We start from the raw sequence: 16,905 nt of genomic DNA, 5'->3' as shown, positions 1-16,905 counted from the left end.
CTTTTTTTAATCCCGCTAATTTAAATGAAGAGTATAGTCTGTCTAAATAGTCATATGAATTTGTGTAGTGCGTCTTTTGTGAACAAACAATTCACTACATATTTCTACAAATTATGCTATCATTATATCTATTGTATATTGAAGAGGTGATTGTATGTTAAAGATTGGATCTCATGTTTCCATGAGTGGTAAGAAAATGTTATTAGCAGCAAGTGAAGAGGCTGTTTCATACGGTGCAACAACGTTTATGATTTATACAGGTGCACCGCAAAATACACGAAGAAAACCAATTGAAGAATTGAACATAGAAGCAGGAAGAAAACATATGGAGCTGAACGGAATTGAGGAAATTATCGTCCATGCGCCGTATATTATTAATGTTGGGAATACGACGAAGCCAGAAACATTCCAATTAGGCGTAGACTTTCTTCGCATGGAAATTGAAAGAACATCGGCATTAGGTGTAGCGAAACAAATTGTTCTTCACCCAGGAGCGCACGTTGGTGCTGGAGCAGATGCTGGTATTCAACAAATTATTAAAGGGCTTAATGAAGTATTAACGCCAGAACAGACGGTTAACATTGCGTTAGAGACGATGGCAGGAAAAGGAACAGAATGCGGTCGTAGCTTTGAAGAAATTGCAAAAATTATTGATGGTGTAAAATATAATGAAAAGCTATCTGTATGCTTTGATACGTGTCATACGCACGATGCAGGATATGATATTGTAAATGACTTTGACGGCGTATTAAACGAATTTGATAAGATCGTTGGTATAGATCGTTTACAAGTACTTCATATTAATGATAGTAAAAATGTACGCGGAGCAGGAAAAGACCGTCATGAAAACATTGGATTTGGTCACATTGGGTATAAAGCATTGCATCACATTGTACATCATCCACAGTTAATGCATGTACCAAAAATTCTTGAAACACCGTATGTAGGGGAAGATAAAAAAGATAAGAAGCCACCATACAAATTGGAAATCGAAATGCTGAAAAACGGCACTTTTGATGAAGGGCTTCTTGAAAAAATTAAAGCGCAATAAGGAGGGGGAAATCCCCTCCTTATTTTAGTAGTTGCTGAAATAATGTATTTACTTGTTGGGCAGTGGCAGGGGAAGTTACTTTTGCGATTTGTTTTAAAAGCTCTAGTCGCTCGTTGTTATCGTAAATATTAATATTTTTACCCTTCATAAGTAAAACGATTTGATCAGCTTGTGCGGCTGTAATGGGAACTTCATATTCTTTGCTATATTTTAATAGCTCTTTTGTAGAAATATGATTTAATTTTTTATTAACAATTTGTTTAATGAGGTTCATCTTATTATCCTCCTTCACGCGTTCTTCTATCGAAATATATGAGCATATAGCTTGTACATATTCGTGTGGAGTTTCTTTTTCATGAGGAAAAGAAGCGTATGTTATAATATAAGGACAAAACTACAGAAAAAGAGTAAAGGGAGGACTTATGGAGCAAAAGCAACATCGAAAAGAAAGTGTTATTCATCTCATTTATCGTTTAGTTATGATTATTTTTGGAGCAGCATGCGCGGCGGTAGCAATTGAACTATTTTTAATGCCAAATAAAATTATTGATGGTGGAATTATTGGTATTTCTCTTATATTAGATTATCTTACTCCTAACATTTGGTGGTTAAGTTTTTCTACTTTAGTCGTTGTTCTCAATATCCCATTTATGTATTCCGGTTATAAGCAAATTGGAAAAACATTTATGTTATCTTCGACATTTGGTATTGTAGCGTTAGCTTTCATTGAGTCAACGTTACATGCGGTACCGCCATTTACAACAGAACCTATTTTAGCGACAGTGTTTGGTGGTCTTATTTTAGGTCTTGGTGTAGGACTTGTAATTCGTCATGGTGGATCGCTAGATGGAACTGAAATTATGGGGATTTTATTAACGAAGAAATTACCATTCTCTGTTGGTGAATTCGTAATGTTTGTGAACTTATTTATTTTTGCATGGGCAGCATTTGTGTTTGGTGTGGAACAAGCGATGTATTCTGTTATGACGTACTATATCGCATTTAAAACGATCGATACAGTAATTCAAGGGCTAGATGAAACGAAGGCGGTTTTAATTGTATCTGATCAATATGAGGAAGTATCAAACGCGATTTTGCATCGTCTTGGCCGTGGAACTACAAAGCTTGTAGCGAAAGGTGGTTACACGGATAAAGAAAAAGAAGTTATTTATGCAGTTGTAACGCGTCTAGAAGTGACGAAGTTAAAATCAATTGTGCATGAAATTGATGAAAATGCATTTGTTACGATTATGAGCACGCAAGAGACAAATGGTGGTAAGTTTAAATCGGCTATTCACTAAAAAGTTTATAGGAATATTTTTCGGAAGCAGAGAATTTTTCTCTGCTTTTTGTTATAATAGTAAGGTTTCTTGAAAAAATAGATATATTTTAGGCAGATTGGTTTACAACTATAATAAGCTGTACTATAATTCAAATAGATATAAATCGGAATCATTCTGAATTAAAATAGGTGAGATGCTATGAATAATATATTAGAAATTGAAGGTTTAACATTCCGATATGAAGATCGGAATGTGTTAGAAAATATTAATTTGCAAGTTCCGAAGGGAGCTTTTTTAGGTTTAGTGGGACCGAATGGTTCAGGTAAATCAACTTTACTTAAGTGTTTATTAGGTGTTTTAAAGCCAAAAGAAGGAAGCATTCGCGTGTTTGGCGTTGATAGTAAGAAGTTTAAGGAATGGAACAAAGTTGGTTATGTATCCCAAAAGGCAAATAGTTTCAATTCTGGTTTTCCAGCAACTGTTTCTGAAGTTGTGTCAATGGGACTTGTTTCGAAAAAAGGGCTTTTTCGCTTTTTCACAAAAGAGGATAAGAAAAAGGTAGAAAAAGCAATTGCTGATGTAGGGATGAGTGAGTTTCAAGATCGTAACATTGGAGAGCTTTCTGGTGGACAGCAACAGCGTGTATTTATTGCTCGTGCGCTCGTTAGTGATCCTGAATTGCTTATTTTGGACGAGCCTACTGTTGGAATTGATGTAAAAAATGTGGAAAGTTTTTACGAAATATTAGAGGATTTAAACAAAAGGCTCGGGATCACATTAATTCTTGTTACTCATGATATGGGAGCTGTTACCGAAAAAGTAACACATGTTGCATGCCTAAACCAACATCTACATTTCCATGGAAATGTAGAGAAGTTCCGAGAGTTAGAAGATGCAGAAATGTCCGTCTTATATGGACATCATGTTCATCGTTTAGAACACGAACATGAGCATCACGGGAGGATATAATGATACAAGATTTTTTACAATATGACTTTTTACGTAATTCTTTATACGCTGGTATTTTAATTGGACTTGTTGCACCGCTAATTGGTGTGTTTGTTGTTATTCGTCGTTTATCTCTTATTGCGGATGCATTAAGTCACGTGACGTTATCGGGTATTGCAGCAAGTTTATTACTTGAAAAAACCATTTTTACAGGTGGATTTTTAAACCCCTTATATATGGGGATGATTTTCTCGATTGGTGGAGCGCTACTAATCGAAAAGTTACGAACTGTATATAAGCACTATCAAGAATTAGCAATTCCAATTATCCTTTCGGCAGGGATGGGGGTTGGAGTTATTTTCATTTCACTTGCAAATGGATTTAACACAGACTTATTTAGTTATTTATTTGGTAGTGTCAGTGCTGTAACAAGTACAGATTTAATTATTATTGGGATTGTAGCAATTGTTGTTGTTGCGACAATTATTTTATTATATAAAGAGCTGTTTCTATTATCATTTGATGAGGAATACGCAGTATCAACTGGTTTAAGAGCGAAATGGATTCACTTTATTTTCATTATATTAGTTGCTCTTGTCATTGCAGTATCAATGCGTGTAGTGGGGGTTCTTCTTGTATCATCATTAATGACGTTACCAGTTGCAGCAAGTATTCGTATTGCTAAAGGATTTAAACAAACAATTTTCTTTTCCATTTTATTTGGTGAAATTGCAGTAATTGGTGGAATGTTTGCTTCGTATCAACTTGATCTAGCGCCAGGTGGTACAATTGTTATGATAGCAGTTCTTATTTTAATCGGTGCGATTTTATGGAAGAAGAAAAAAACTGCATAAAGTAGGGATAGGTATGAATCTAACAGAAGCTTTACGCCTAATGAAAGAAAAAGGATATAAACATACTGGAAAAAGAGAAGAGATGCTCAGATTATTTGCAGCACATAATCGTTATTTAACTGCGAAAGACGTTTTAGAGCATATGAAGGACGATTATCCAGGGCTTAGTTTTGATACGATTTATCGTAACTTAACAGTTTTTGCTGAGATTGGTGTTTTAGAACAAACGGAATTAAATGGTGAAAAACATTTTCGTTTTACTTGTTCTATTATGGAACATCATCATCATTTTATTTGTTTGGATTGTGGGGGAACGAAAGAGATTACTTCCTGCCCAATGGATTTTATGAATAAAGATTTTACCGGTTATGAAGTAACGGGTCATAAGTTTGAAATATATGGTCGTTGTCCAAAATGTGCAAAGTAAAAGCTCGTCGGTTATATAACTGACGAGCTTTTTTACGTAGAAAAGAAGGTTGCTCACAAATATTGTGGCAACCTTCTTTTTATTGTTCTTGTGTCTCTTTTTCTTTTTCTCGTTCAGCAGCCATTTCAGCAGCAATTACGTCGATTTCTTTTTTCAGTTCTTCTACCATTGTTTCTTCTGGCACTTTACGAACGACTTGCCCTTTACGGAATAATAATCCCTCTCCACGTGCACCGGCAATACCGATATCAGCTTCACGAGCTTCACCAGGGCCATTTACAGCGCAACCAAGTACTGCAACTTTAATTGGTACTTGAAGTGTAGAGATGTATTCTTCCACTTCGTTAGCAATGCTAATTAAATCGATTTCAATACGACCACAAGTTGGACAAGAGATAAGTGTTGCTGCATTAGACGCAAGACCGAATGATTTTAATAATTCGCGAGCAACTTTTACTTCTTCAACTGGATCAGCACTTAATGAAATACGTAGTGTATTTCCGATGCCTTTATTTAAGATTGCTCCAAGACCAGCAGCACTTTTTACAGTTCCGGCAAACAATGTTCCAGATTCTGTAATACCTAAATGTAATGGATAATCAAAAGCACGAGCAGCTTTCTCGTATGCTTCGATTGCTAAGTTAACATCAGAGGCTTTCATAGATACGATAATATCGTGGAAATCTAAGTCCTCTAAAATTTTAATATGATGTAGCGCGCTCTCAACCATACCATCTGCAGTTGGGTACCCGTACTTTTCTAAAATGTGTCGCTCTAATGAACCAGCGTTTACACCGATACGGATTGGAATACCGCGCTCTTTTGCTGCATTTACAACAGCTTCTACTTTATGGCGACGACCAATATTACCTGGATTGATACGTACTTTATCGATGCCACCTTCAATTGCTTTTAAAGCAAGGCGATAATCAAAATGAATATCAGCAACAAGTGGAATGTTGATTTGTTTTTTTATATCAGCAATAGCATCTGCTGCGCGTTCATCTGGAACGGCAACGCGGACGACTTGACAGCCGGCTTCTTCTAAACGCTTGATTTCAGCAACTGTTGCTTCAACATCATGTGTTTTTGTTGTTGTCATACTTTGTATAATTAATTCATTATTACCGCCGATTGTTAAATTACCGACTTTAACTGGACGTGTTTTTGTACGATGAGTCATTTCATTCACGAATAGATCGCTCTCCTTATAAAAGAAGTTTCTTATTTAGTCCCTCATATCAATGATAGTATACGTGATATAGGGCTATAGAAACCGAAGTACTCGGTTTCACTTTTACTATTGTATCAGCGCCTTTATGTAATTGACAAGGATTAAGTGATAGCTTATTGATATAACGGGAATTTATAAGACTTTCCAATTTGTATTTTTGTAGCAGATGTACTTTTGTTTAATTGTTTAAAGTCGTCAATGACTTTTTCTATGGAAGGAATTTTTTTCTTGTTAATTTGTTCTGTAATAGAAAGAACTGTCTCACCAGTTTTTACTTCAATTGTTTTATAAGATACATCCGTTTCTTTTTCTGTTTTGTTCGCTTTATTTTGTTGACTGTCTGTGTTTTCTTTTTTAATTGTTTGAGCAGCAGTTGTTTTTTTATATGAACTTAACATCGGTAAAGTACCGATTTTTATATCGTAATAAAATATATAACCGAGAACAAGCACGAATAGGAATATACCTAATCTCTTCATATTCTTCACTCCTTTGCTAGGAATATATGCTTGTCCAAAAAAAAAATGCCTATTTAGGCATTTTTTTTCGTTCTTATTTTTCTTTCGGTTTTGGAACTTCTTTAATTGTTAAGTACAGAACAATTAAAACAACTGCGATATAGATGAATGTTGATCCAGGTACGACAATCTTGCATGCATCCATAATCATAAAGAAGATTGTTGGAATTGTGTAGCTGTATGCAGTTAGTGTCCAAACTTGTTTATAGGATAGTTTACGTTGACCGCTCATAGCAGAACCGATGAACGCAAGTAAAGTCACGCCTACAAAAGTTATGAATAATTGGAATAGGTACACTAAGAATCCAATAACAAATAATAAAATTGGATAAATATTATCGAATAAAGAAATAAATTCTTGTAGATCTTTTTTCTCAAGAGATGCACCTAACAAATCGTTATAAGAATACGTTTGTGTTTGACCATTTCCCATAGAGACTACTTTATCTTTTAAAACAAATAAACCTGTTTTATTTTGATATTTTTCTAGGTCTGTTGAATTTGGATCAAATACGAAAAGTGTATTTCCTTCTTCTTTTTCAATAGGTTGATCAATATCAGCTTTTAGTTCGCCATTTTCGATTTTAAAATCAGGTAAATCTTTATCGATGACTTGATTTACCATGCCAACACCATCCTGGATAAAACTACCGTACAAAAAAGTTCTTGGAATAGTAGTAATTAAGCAAAGTAGCATAATATACAAAATGGTTTTACCGATTTTTTGAAAACGGAATAGCGCCATATCTTTAGGCGAGTATATGCTTTTTACGAATTGGGTAAATATGGACATAGATTCACTTCCTTTATGTATGTATAAAATCATTGTAACGTAGGAATCTAGAGAATCTCAAGATATATTATATTTACATATAGTAGAGATAACTAAATTTCTTTTATTAACTTTCTTCTTTTAAATAAGAAAAATACAATTGACACTTTTCTTTTCTATATGGTAAATTTATCTTACATTTCTTAAAGAGCATATCCGATAGGAATTCCTTTATTTGATATGTTGTTACATACATAATTGTGGACCCTTAGCTCAGCTGGTTAGAGCAGACGGCTCATAACCGTCCGGTCGTAGGTTCGAGTCCTACAGGGTCCATATCCATTTCGCATGTTTATTATGTTAGCAGGAAGCTTCCTTGTAGAAGGAAGCTTTTTTTACGGAATATATGAGCATTTTAATTGAAAAGAAGTGGGAATTTTGCTACTTTAATGATAGCAAGACAATGTGATTTATTTGTTTGCACCCTATGGCAATTAGGGTAGAATGAAGTTGTATGTCACTTAAGTGGCAATACATAAACTGGGAGGAATATAACAATGGCAAAACACGAATTACCAAATTTACCTTATGCGTATGATGCTTTAGAGCCTCACTTTGACAAAGAAACAATGAACATCCATCATACAAAACATCACAACACGTACATTACAAACTTAAACGCTGCTTTAGAAGGTCATGCAGAATTAGCTGACAAAAGCGTAGAAGAATTAGTTGCAAACTTAAACGAAGTACCAGAAGCAATCCGTACAGCAGTACGTAACAATGGTGGCGGACATGCTAACCATACATTCTTCTGGACAATCCTATCTCCAAACGGCGGAGGACAACCTGTAGGTGAACTTGCAACTGCAATTGAAGCAAAATTCGGTAGCTTCGATGCATTCAAAGAAGAATTCGCAAAAGCTGGCGCAACTCGCTTCGGTTCTGGTTGGGCTTGGTTAGTAGTAAACAATGGTGAGTTAGAAGTAACAAGCACTCCAAACCAAGATTCTCCTTTAACTGAAGGTAAAACTCCAGTTATCGGTTTAGATGTTTGGGAGCATGCTTACTACTTAAACTACCAAAACCGTCGTCCAGACTACATCGGCGCATTCTGGAACGTTGTAGATTGGAACGCTGCTGAAAAACGTTACCAAGAAGCAAAATAATCGTAATAATATAGAAAAAGCTAGGGGAGAGCTCCTAGCTTTTTTCTATGCTTTCCTTTTACATAATTGGGCTTGTCTTTGGAAGACTAGAACATGAAGTAAAGGAGAGTTGTGTATGAAATGGAAACATATAATTGGTGACGTTGAAGTGAATCGGGATTTAGTGTTATTGCTCCTTATAGGAGGTTTATACACGCTCGCAATTTCTTTATCGAATACGTTTGTAAATATTTATTTATGGAAACAAACACAAAATTATGTGAATCTTGGCTTGTATAATTTAGCCAGCGTGGTATTACAGCCTCTCACATTTCTTGTAGGGGGAAAATTAGCGAAACGTATCGATCGTTCGATTTTATTACGAATAGGAGTAGGGACGCTCGCAATTTTTTTTATTGTTGTCTTAGTAGCAGGGAAAAGTGCTTCTCAGTATATTTTATTAATGGGGGCTCTTTTAGGAGTAGGATACGGTTTTTACTGGTTGGCTTTTAACTTATTGACATTTGAAATTACAGAACCAGAAACAAGAGATTTCTTTAATGGGTTTCTTGGACTTCTTACATCCTTCTCTGGAATGATTGGACCGATAGCAGCAGGATACACAATTTCACGTATGGAGAAATGGAGTGGCTATACTGTTATATTCTTTCTTTCATTAGTTCTATTTGCAATTGCTGTCGTCTTAAGCTTCTTTTTATCTAAAAGAGAATGTGAAGGGCGTTATGAAATCGTGCAAGTATTGAAAGAACGACGGATTGATAAAAATTGGGGAAAGATTACACGAGCTCATTTTTTCCAAGGATTGAGAGAAGGAACGTTTATTTTTGTCATTTCAGTATATGTTTATTTAGCAACTAATAGTGAGTTTGCATTAGGGAAATACAGTTTAGTGAACTCTGCTGTATCCTTTGTATGTTATTACTTAGTTGCTCGTATGTTAAAGAAGGAGTGGCGAAAAAAAGCAATTTTACTTGGAGGCATTATTTTATATGCTGTCGTCTTTTTAGTTATTTTCAATGTTACATACACGAAATTACTTATTTATGCGGCATGTATTGCAATTGCATATCCTATTTTACTTGTTCCGTACGGATCAATGACATATGACGTAATTGGTAGAGCGAAAAATGCGAGAGAATGGCGTGTGGAATATGTCGTTGTTCGGGAGCTGTGGTTAAACGCCGGAAGAATCTGTTCCATTTTAAGTTTTTTATGTGCTGTACTATTCTTTCCACCTGAAAAAAGTTTACCTTACTTATTATGTATTTTAGGTGCTGGACATTTTCTTATTTATTTTGCAGTTAAAAATGTCAAATATGATGAGAGAAATGCGAGTAAAGCAAGTGTTGTAACGCAAGGGAACGCGCAAAACCAAACTGAACCAGAAGGTTAACTTCTCGTTTGTTTTATGCTAGAATAGAAAAAGATGTAAGACAGCAGTGAGGACACCTGTATGAAGGTGTCCCTTTCACATTACATAGCTGTTGGTAGAGGGGGTTTGTATGAGCAAGAAACAGAAGCAAAATAAGAAAAAGACCCACGTTCCTTTTCGGTTAAACGTGCTGTTTTTCTGCGTGTTTTTAATGTTCTCCGCGGTTATTGTAAGGCTCGGATATGTACAAATTGTTCGTGGTGAAGAATATAAGAATGAAGTGGAGAAGAAAGAAAACTCAACGATAAGTAATCCTGTACCGCGTGGGAAAATATTTGACCGTTATGGGCGAGCTGTAGTAGATAATGTAGCCATTCGTACTATTACATTTACAAAAATGAAAGGATCAACTGCAGAAGATCGCTTAGAAACAGCGAAAAAGCTAGCAGATTTGATTGAAGTACCGACAGATAAATTAACGGATCGCGATAAAAAGGATTATTGGCTTGCTATGCATAAAGAGGAAGCTAAAGAAAAAATTACGAATAAAGATCGTCAAGAGTTTAAAGATAAAAAAATTGATGATAAAGAATTAGACGAGCGCCAGCGAAGTCGTGTAACAGAAGAAGAGGTTAATCAATTATCCGCAAAAGATCTAGAAATACTAGCGATTAAGAGTAAGATGGATGGCGGATATGCAATGACACCTCAAGTTATTAAAAAGGATGCTACAGAAAAGGAATATTCGATTATTAGTGAAAACTTAGCAGCATTACCAGGTGTAGATACGAATGTTGATTGGGATCGAAAATATACGTACGATGATTTATTCCGAAGTGTACTTGGTGGGGTGTCGACATCTGATGAAGGTTTACCTAGAGAAAGACTAGATTACTATCTTGTTCGTGATTATAATCGAAATGACCGAGTAGGAAAAAGTTATCTTGAGCAACAGTATGAAGATAGCCTACACGGTACGAAAGCAGAAGTTAGAAATGTTACAGATAAAAACGGTAATATTTTAGAAACGATTAATGTATCAAAAGGACAAAGTGGTAATGACCTGAACTTAACAATTGATATGGAATTACAAAAGCGCGTGGAAGATATTCTTGCGAAGAATTTAATGAGGTTTAAAGGAAGCGAACCTCTTTTAGATCGCGCATTCGTTGTAATGATGAACCCAAAAAATGGCGAAGTTTTATCTATGGCGGGGAAACAATTAGTTAACGAAGATGGTCAAACGAAAGTAAATGACTTTGCATTAGGTACCATGACAAGTTCTTATCCGATGGGATCAACTGTAAAAGGTGCAACAGTACTTACTGGATATCAAACTGGTGCGATTCAACCAGGATCGGTGCAATTGGATGAACCAATTAAATTAAAAGGTACACCTACGAAGTCGTCTTGGAAAACGATGGGATACATTAATGACCTTACAGCTTTAAAAATGTCTTCTAACGTTTATATGTTTAAAACAGCGATGAATATCGCCGGTGTTCAGTATGTGAGAGGTGGTACGTTAGATATACCTCAAAAAGCATTTGATACGATGCGTTATTATTTCGGACAGTTTGGACTTGGTGTAAAAACAGGAATTGATTTACCGAATGAATCTGCTGGTCAGATGGGTAGAAGTAGTCAACCAGGTTTCTTACTAGATTTATCAATTGGACAGTATGATACGTATACACCGCTTCAATTAGCGCAATATATTTCGACGATTGCCAATGGCGGATATCGTATGCAACCACAAGTTGTAAAAGAAATTCGTCAACCGGCAGTGAAACCGGATGAAGTTGGGAAAGTTGTTCAATCTATGGAACCGAAAGTATTAAATCGTGTTGATATGCCAGAATCGCAAATTAAACGTGTTCAAGAAGGATTTAGACAAGTTTATAATGATTCAGGTGGTACAGCTACAAAATACTTTACAGGTGCAAAATATAAAGCGGCAGGGAAGACAGGTACCGCGCAAACTGTGTATGGCGGAGATAAAGAGATTGGTAGAAAGGCAAACGGTGAACGTGTGGAAACATATAACTTAACATTAGTAGGCTATGCGCCACTTGAAGATCCAGAAGTAGCATTCTCTGTTGTCGTTCCGTGGGTACATGATGATAAGACTGGTATTAATGGATATATTGGTCGTGAAATTATGGACGCTTACTTTGATTTGAAAAACAAAGAAGTAAATGGTGAAGCTCCAAAAGATGATAAAGACAATAAAAATAAAGAGCAAGATGATGAATAAAAAAGTTGTAAAAAAGCACACTATCTGAAAAGATAGTGTGCTTTTTTTTATGGTTTATGCATATCGTGTAATAAATGTGGACAAGTATACAACATTGAAAAAAACGCGGCCGTATAAATGATACTTGTATATGGTGGGATAGGGGATAAATATTTTATAGGGAAATCGTCAGAGGAAATGAATAGCTACTACTGAATTAAAATTGTACCATATGTTGATTTATGTGGAACTTTACAAAACTTTTACAAACAATTAAAACCGAATTAATAGTTTAGCAGTATTCTTATATCTGTAATCCTGTTATTTCCGGTTACTTCTAGGAGGAAGAACACGTGAAATGGATGCGTACACCGATTAAAGTTTTCGTATTATCAATATGGTTCCTCTGTTTTGAAATGTCTACTGCATTTGCTTTAAATGATACGGGAGAAGTGAGAGTTGATGGATCCTCAACGGTTTTTCCTATTATAGAAGCAGTAGCGGAGGAATATACAAAGGTGCATCCAGACGTGAAAATTTCCATCAGTATTTCTGGAACTGGGGGAGGATTTAATCGTTTCAGTAAAGGAGAAGTAGATATAAATAATGCTTCGAGAGTAATGAAACAAGTCGAGAAAAATGAAATGAAGAAAAACTCTATTCAGTTCACACCTTTTGAGGTTGCTAACGACGGTCTTACGATTGTTGTGAATCGCCATAATACATGGGTAGACGATATGTCAGTAGACGAGTTACGACTACTTTGGAGTGAAGATGGAAGAGAGAAGCGATGGTCACAAATTCATTCAACATGGCCACGTGAACAAGTGAAGTTTTATGCACCAGGCGTAGACTCTGGTACGTATGATTATTTTCAAAATGTCATCTTACAAAATCATCGCATTGTAAAAAAAGTCTCTTTGTCTGAAGATGATCAAGTTATTATGCAAGGGGTAATGAATGATAAACATGCCATTGCTTTTGTAGGATATGCTTATTATATGGCTAATCGAGATAAGGTGAAAGCAATAAAAGTAAATGGTGTATTTCCGACGAAAGAGACCATTCAATCAGGTAAGTATAAGCCGTTATCTAGGCCGCTACTTACTTATGTGAATAATGCATCTATCCGAAATAAAATGAATGTAGCAAACTATGTTGAGTTTATGATTCAGCATGTCGGTAACCTCGCTGAAGAGGTCGGGTATGTAAAATTAAAAAAAGAAAAATACAATGAACAGCTGCGTATGTTAACAGAAATAAAAAGGTAATGTCAGGGTGGAAAGGGGTTTTCATCTTTGGCTCATAATGACAAAAGTCAAATTACATTTTCTGTACAACATTTGATTGAAAGAAATACAAAACAAAGAAAAAAAACGCAGCGAATCAATCGAATAGTACCTTTATTACTAAAAATAATTGCTAGTGTTTCTATTGTGACGACACTTGGCATTGTTTTTACGCTCTCTAATGAAACAATCATGTTTTTTCAAAAAATATCATTATACTCCTTTTTGACGGAGAAAGAATGGTTACCATTTTTTGAAGACCCTAAATTCGGTATATTACCACTTATATGTGGAACGTTCCTTGTAACAGCAATTGCTATGTTTGTAGCAATTCCTATCGGTTTAGCGTGTGCCGTATTTTTAAGCGAATATGCTTCAAATAGTGCACGGAAAATATTAAAGCCGATGTTAGAGCTATTAGCAGGTATCCCGACAATTGTATATGGTTTTTTTGCATTAACAGTTGTTACACCGCTTTTACAAAGGATTATACCAGATTTACAGTTTTTTAATGCGATTAGTCCAGGAATCGTTATCGGATTTATGATGATGCCTACAATTGCATCTCTATCTGAAGATGCGATGAGAGCTGTGGCGAAAGGGACGAAAGAAGCTTCATTAGCACTCGGAGCGACGCGGTTTGAAATGGTAAAACAAGTGGTGTTTCCGTCCGCTTTTACAGGGATTATGGCAGCAATTATATTAGCAGCTTCTCGTGCGATTGGTGAAACGATGATTGTTGTAATTGCAGCAGGATCCACACCAAATGTATCGCTTGATCCGACACATTCTATTCAAACGTTAACAGCCTATATTGTGCAAGTAAGTTTAGGTGATGCTCCGCATGGAACGATTACGTATTACAGCATGTATGCTGTAGGCGCAACGTTATTTTTGTTTACCTTTATTATGAACATCATTTCGCAGTCAATTATGCGCCGTTTTAGGAGGATGACATAATATGCGAATGTTGAATCATAAAAAAATACAAAAAAATATGGCATCACGCTTTTTAAAAGATCGAATTTACAAATTGTTATTTTATATAGCAATTTTATTTTCAATCGTAATTTTGTTTTTGTTACTGTTTCAAATTGTTGAAAAAGGTATAAGTTATCTTTCAATAGATTTCTTTACAAATTTCGCTTCACGTAATCCGAAAGAAGCTGGTATTGCTGCAGCTTTGTCAGGGACAATATTATTTATGAGTATTGTTATACCTGTTTCTTTTATATTTGGAGTTGGAACAGCACTTTATTTAGAGCAATATGCGAAGGAATCTCTATTTAAAAAAATAATAGAGATTAATAATCAAACGTTAGCAGGAGTACCATCTGTTGTATTTGGATTGCTTGGTTTAACTATTTTTGTATATGCTCTTCATTTAGGAGAGAGTATAGTTGCAGCAGCATTGACGATGAGTCTACTCGTTTTACCAACAGTTGTTGTGGCGAGTCAAGAAGCAATTCGATCAGTACCAAGTGTTTTATTAGAGGGTTCTTACGGATTAGGTGCTACGAAGTGGCAAACGATGTATCAAATTGTATTGCCATATGCTTTCCCAGGGATTATAACGGGCTGTACGTTAGCGATATCAAGAGCAATTGGAGAGGCTGCACCACTATTAGTTATTGGGGCACTTGCGTTTGCAAATTATGTTCCATTTAGTATGTTTGATAGATTTACAGTTCTACCAATTCAAATTTTTAATTGGATGAGTAGGCCACAAGAAGAATTTCAGTATGTAGCAGCAGCTGGGATGATTGTTTTGTTAGGTTTGTTGCTATTTATCAATATATTTGTTTTATGGTTACGAAATCGAAAATAAGTTGGAAGTGGATGAAAGGGGAATTCAAATGGTAGCAACAGTAGTAAATGTACAGGTGAAAAACGAAGAGAAAATCGAGACTGCGCCAAAGAAGGTAGTATTTGATACGAAAAACTTAAATTTATGGTACGGGGAAGACCATGCTTTAAAAGATATTAATTTAAGTATTCATGAGAATGAAGTTACAGCCATTATCGGTCCAAGTGGCTGTGGTAAATCAACTTACTTAAAAACATTAAATCGCATGGTAGAGTTAGTACCGATCGTTCGAACTACAGGTGTAATTGAGTATAGAGAACGCAATATATTTGATAAATCATATCCAGTTGAAGAATTAAGAACGCATGTAGGAATGGTGTTCCAAAAGCCAAATCCATTTCCAAAATCTATTTATGAGAATGTAACATACGGTCCAAAAATCCATGGTATTCGTGACAAAAAGACATTAGATGAAATTGTTGAAAAAAGTTTACGTGGAGCAGCGATTTGGGATGAGTTAAAAGATCGTTTGCACGATAATGCATACGGTTTATCTGGTGGACAGCAACAGCGTCTATGCATCGCACGCTGCTTAGCTATTGAGCCAGACGTTATTTTAATGGATGAGCCAACATCGGCATTAGACCCAATTTCAACATTAAAAGTAGAAGAATTGATTCAAGAGCTAAAGAAAGATTTTAGTATTGTTATCGTAACGCATAATATGCAACAAGCAGCGCGTATTTCAGACAAAACAGCTTTCTTCTTAAGCGGGGAAGTTGTGGAGTATACAGATACAAACAAATTATTTACGACTCCTTCAGATAAGCGTACAGAAGATTATATTACAGGTCGCTTTGGTTGATATCGTTTCAAAGCTAAGAGCAAATGCCCTCTTAACAGAGGGCATTTCTTATTTTATCTTACTGTTAATAAAGAAGTAATACTTCTCCTTATCTTAAGGTTTATTACAAGCGTAAGAGGCTATGTAGGAGATTTACCCCGCTATTTGCGGGCAGTAAGACCCCCACCTTAAAATTTAGCGAAAGCAAAGAAGTTAGGGAGGGGATCTTGCTGCCTATCAAATCCCGATTGATGAGGGTTGATTAAAGTTTCACTTTTATATAATGGCACATAATATTGAGGGGGAAGAAAAATGGTAAGAGAACAGTTTCAAGGTGATTTAAAAGCGTTACAGCAAAAGGTGATTGAGCTTGGAGAATTAGCAAATGCGGCTTTATTGATTGCTATGGAAGGTCTGCATACAAGGGATGTAGAGAAAGCGTTAGAGGTCATTGATGGTGATTACCGCATGGATAATTTAGAAGAGGAAATAAACGATCTTGCGCTTATGCTCATTACGAAGCAGCAACCTGTAGCAAGTGACTTAAGAAGGATTTTTATTTCAATTAAAACAGCGACAGATTTAGAGCGCATTGCAGATCATGCTGTTAATATTGCAAAGGCTACAATTCGTCTTGGGGAAAAAGAAGTGGCTGTTAGTTTGCACAACCTAGATGAAATGTTTGCGGTTGCAAATGAGATGTTGCATTTAGCGTTAGAAGCATATGAACAAGAAAATTTAACTTTTGCGAAACAAATTGCTGAAATGGATGATTCCGTTGATGAAATATATGGAAAAGCAATTCGTGAGTTTATATCTTCAGTTCCGGAACAACCAGAAGCAATTACGCAAATTACACAATTATCATTTGTCGCGAGATATATTGAGCGTGTAGCAGATCATATTACAAATATTGCTGAAAATGTCTTTTATTTAGTAAAAGGAAAGCATTATTTATTGAATGAGTAGGAAAAAAAGCTCGTTGTTTCCTTTAGTTTATGATGATAAGATGTATCATAATGTAATGGAAAAATTAGTATATATGTTTGTCGTTAATAAGTATTATTTACCAATTTATAGTAAGCGCTTTCTTGTTGTTTG

Annotated in this window: 17 protein-coding genes and 1 tRNA gene; 14 read left to right on the top strand and 4 right to left on the bottom strand. The window is 35.6% G+C overall.

Annotation, left to right across the window (positions count from 1 at the left end; genetic code table 11):
* Positions 1-154: 154 nt before the first annotated feature.
* Positions 155-1,051, top strand: coding sequence for a deoxyribonuclease IV (locus tag V6946_RS22820; protein WP_000912460.1), 897 nt, complete (start codon positions 155-157; stop codon positions 1,049-1,051).
* Positions 1,052-1,070: 19 nt separating this feature from the next.
* Here V6946_RS22820 and V6946_RS22815 read toward each other — a convergent pair whose 3' ends face one another.
* On the bottom strand, positions 1,071-1,325 hold the full coding sequence (locus V6946_RS22815; protein WP_001048954.1) for a DUF2624 domain-containing protein: 255 nt from the start codon (positions 1,323-1,325) through the stop codon (positions 1,071-1,073).
* A gap of 148 nt (positions 1,326-1,473) precedes the next feature.
* Between V6946_RS22815 and V6946_RS22810 the strand changes: the two genes are divergently transcribed.
* From V6946_RS22810 to V6946_RS22795, 4 genes are all read left to right on the top strand, one after another.
* Positions 1,474-2,352: a YitT family protein gene (locus V6946_RS22810; protein WP_000435963.1), complete on the top strand. Its 879-nt coding sequence runs from the start codon at positions 1,474-1,476 to the stop codon at positions 2,350-2,352.
* A gap of 180 nt (positions 2,353-2,532) precedes the next feature.
* Complete coding sequence (locus V6946_RS22805) at positions 2,533-3,303, top strand: metal ABC transporter ATP-binding protein (protein ID WP_001059661.1); 771 nt, start codon at positions 2,533-2,535, stop codon at positions 3,301-3,303.
* Positions 3,303-4,136 carry a metal ABC transporter permease gene (locus V6946_RS22800; protein ID WP_000613815.1) on the top strand — a complete coding sequence of 278 codons (834 nt, stop codon included), beginning with the start codon at positions 3,303-3,305 and terminating at the stop codon, positions 4,134-4,136. The genes V6946_RS22805 and V6946_RS22800 overlap by 1 nt, the downstream gene beginning before the upstream one ends.
* 13 nt (positions 4,137-4,149) lie before the next feature.
* Positions 4,150-4,563, top strand: a complete 414-nt coding sequence (locus V6946_RS22795; protein ID WP_001054516.1) for a Fur family transcriptional regulator — start codon at positions 4,150-4,152, stop codon at positions 4,561-4,563.
* A gap of 79 nt (positions 4,564-4,642) precedes the next feature.
* Here V6946_RS22795 and ispG read toward each other — a convergent pair whose 3' ends face one another.
* From ispG to yqgB, 3 genes are all read right to left on the bottom strand, one after another.
* The gene (gene ispG / locus V6946_RS22790; protein WP_153577907.1) at positions 4,643-5,746 is read right to left on the bottom strand and encodes a flavodoxin-dependent (E)-4-hydroxy-3-methylbut-2-enyl-diphosphate synthase; all 1,104 of its coding nucleotides are present in this window, start codon (positions 5,744-5,746) and stop codon (positions 4,643-4,645) included.
* Positions 5,747-5,910: 164 nt separating this feature from the next.
* Entirely contained in the window at positions 5,911-6,276 is a 366-nt protein-coding gene (gene yqfZ, locus V6946_RS22785; RefSeq protein WP_000825414.1) for a protein YqfZ, read from the bottom strand.
* Between the two features lie 73 nt (positions 6,277-6,349).
* Positions 6,350-7,108 carry a protein YqgB gene (yqgB, locus tag V6946_RS22780; protein WP_000021897.1) on the bottom strand — a complete coding sequence of 253 codons (759 nt, stop codon included), beginning with the start codon at positions 7,106-7,108 and terminating at the stop codon, positions 6,350-6,352.
* 241 nt (positions 7,109-7,349) lie between these two features.
* Here yqgB and V6946_RS22775 point away from each other — a divergent pair.
* The 9 genes from V6946_RS22775 (at position 7,350) to phoU (ending at position 16,773) form a co-directional block, all read left to right on the top strand.
* Positions 7,350-7,423 (top strand) — tRNA-Ile (locus tag V6946_RS22775).
* A 221-nt stretch (positions 7,424-7,644) separates the two neighbouring features.
* Positions 7,645-8,256 (top strand): superoxide dismutase [Mn], encoded by a 612-nt coding sequence (gene sodA / locus V6946_RS22770; protein WP_001052031.1) that lies wholly within the window; start codon positions 7,645-7,647, stop codon positions 8,254-8,256.
* 115 nt (positions 8,257-8,371) lie between these two features.
* Positions 8,372-9,649, top strand: a complete 1,278-nt coding sequence (locus V6946_RS22765) for an MFS transporter (protein WP_006927033.1) — start codon at positions 8,372-8,374, stop codon at positions 9,647-9,649.
* Between the two features lie 109 nt (positions 9,650-9,758).
* Positions 9,759-11,885: a penicillin-binding protein 2 gene (locus V6946_RS22760; RefSeq protein WP_000038977.1), complete on the top strand. Its 2,127-nt coding sequence runs from the start codon at positions 9,759-9,761 to the stop codon at positions 11,883-11,885.
* A gap of 332 nt (positions 11,886-12,217) precedes the next feature.
* The gene (locus V6946_RS22755) at positions 12,218-13,135 is read left to right on the top strand and encodes a PstS family phosphate ABC transporter substrate-binding protein (RefSeq protein ID WP_006927031.1); all 918 of its coding nucleotides are present in this window, start codon (positions 12,218-12,220) and stop codon (positions 13,133-13,135) included.
* Between the two features lie 27 nt (positions 13,136-13,162).
* Entirely contained in the window at positions 13,163-14,113 is a 951-nt protein-coding gene (gene pstC / locus V6946_RS22750) for a phosphate ABC transporter permease subunit PstC (RefSeq protein ID WP_000940918.1), read from the top strand.
* Position 14,114: 1 nt separating this feature from the next.
* Positions 14,115-14,981: a phosphate ABC transporter permease PstA gene (pstA, locus tag V6946_RS22745; RefSeq protein ID WP_001242557.1), complete on the top strand. Its 867-nt coding sequence runs from the start codon at positions 14,115-14,117 to the stop codon at positions 14,979-14,981.
* 28 nt (positions 14,982-15,009) lie between these two features.
* Positions 15,010-15,825 (top strand): phosphate ABC transporter ATP-binding protein, encoded by an 816-nt coding sequence (pstB, locus tag V6946_RS22740; RefSeq protein WP_000226686.1) that lies wholly within the window; start codon positions 15,010-15,012, stop codon positions 15,823-15,825.
* A gap of 291 nt (positions 15,826-16,116) precedes the next feature.
* Positions 16,117-16,773, top strand: a complete 657-nt coding sequence (phoU, locus tag V6946_RS22735; protein ID WP_000251240.1) for a phosphate signaling complex protein PhoU — start codon at positions 16,117-16,119, stop codon at positions 16,771-16,773.
* The last annotated feature ends 132 nt before the right edge of the window (positions 16,774-16,905 follow it).

Source organism: Bacillus sp. PPSBB_2 (assembly GCF_045291115.1).
Lineage (GTDB): Bacteria > Bacillota > Bacilli > Bacillales > Bacillaceae_G > Bacillus_A > Bacillus_A cereus.
The sequence above is the reverse complement of the archived record's forward strand: the minus strand, read 5'-3'. Positions and strand labels throughout refer to the sequence as shown.

Bases quoted from the DNA above. Each gene is read 5' to 3' on its own strand.
- V6946_RS22820 (WP_000912460.1), top strand. From the start codon at position 155: ATGTTAAAGATTGGATCTCATGTTTCCATGAGTGGTAAGAAAATGTTA.
- V6946_RS22815 (WP_001048954.1), bottom strand. From the start codon at position 1,325: ATGAACCTCATTAAACAAATTGTTAATAAAAAATTAAATCATATTTCT.
- V6946_RS22810 (WP_000435963.1), top strand. From the start codon at position 1,474: ATGGAGCAAAAGCAACATCGAAAAGAAAGTGTTATTCATCTCATTTAT.
- V6946_RS22805 (WP_001059661.1), top strand. From the start codon at position 2,533: ATGAATAATATATTAGAAATTGAAGGTTTAACATTCCGATATGAAGAT.
- V6946_RS22800 (WP_000613815.1), top strand. From the start codon at position 3,303: ATGATACAAGATTTTTTACAATATGACTTTTTACGTAATTCTTTATAC.
- V6946_RS22795 (WP_001054516.1), top strand. From the start codon at position 4,150: ATGAATCTAACAGAAGCTTTACGCCTAATGAAAGAAAAAGGATATAAA.
- ispG (WP_153577907.1), bottom strand. From the start codon at position 5,746: ATGACTCATCGTACAAAAACACGTCCAGTTAAAGTCGGTAATTTAACA.
- yqfZ (WP_000825414.1), bottom strand. From the start codon at position 6,276: ATGAAGAGATTAGGTATATTCCTATTCGTGCTTGTTCTCGGTTATATA.
- yqgB (WP_000021897.1), bottom strand. From the start codon at position 7,108: ATGTCCATATTTACCCAATTCGTAAAAAGCATATACTCGCCTAAAGAT.
- sodA (WP_001052031.1), top strand. From the start codon at position 7,645: ATGGCAAAACACGAATTACCAAATTTACCTTATGCGTATGATGCTTTA.
- V6946_RS22765 (WP_006927033.1), top strand. From the start codon at position 8,372: ATGAAATGGAAACATATAATTGGTGACGTTGAAGTGAATCGGGATTTA.
- V6946_RS22760 (WP_000038977.1), top strand. From the start codon at position 9,759: ATGAGCAAGAAACAGAAGCAAAATAAGAAAAAGACCCACGTTCCTTTT.
- pstA (WP_001242557.1), top strand. From the start codon at position 14,115: ATGCGAATGTTGAATCATAAAAAAATACAAAAAAATATGGCATCACGC.
- pstB (WP_000226686.1), top strand. From the start codon at position 15,010: ATGGTAGCAACAGTAGTAAATGTACAGGTGAAAAACGAAGAGAAAATC.
- phoU (WP_000251240.1), top strand. From the start codon at position 16,117: ATGGTAAGAGAACAGTTTCAAGGTGATTTAAAAGCGTTACAGCAAAAG.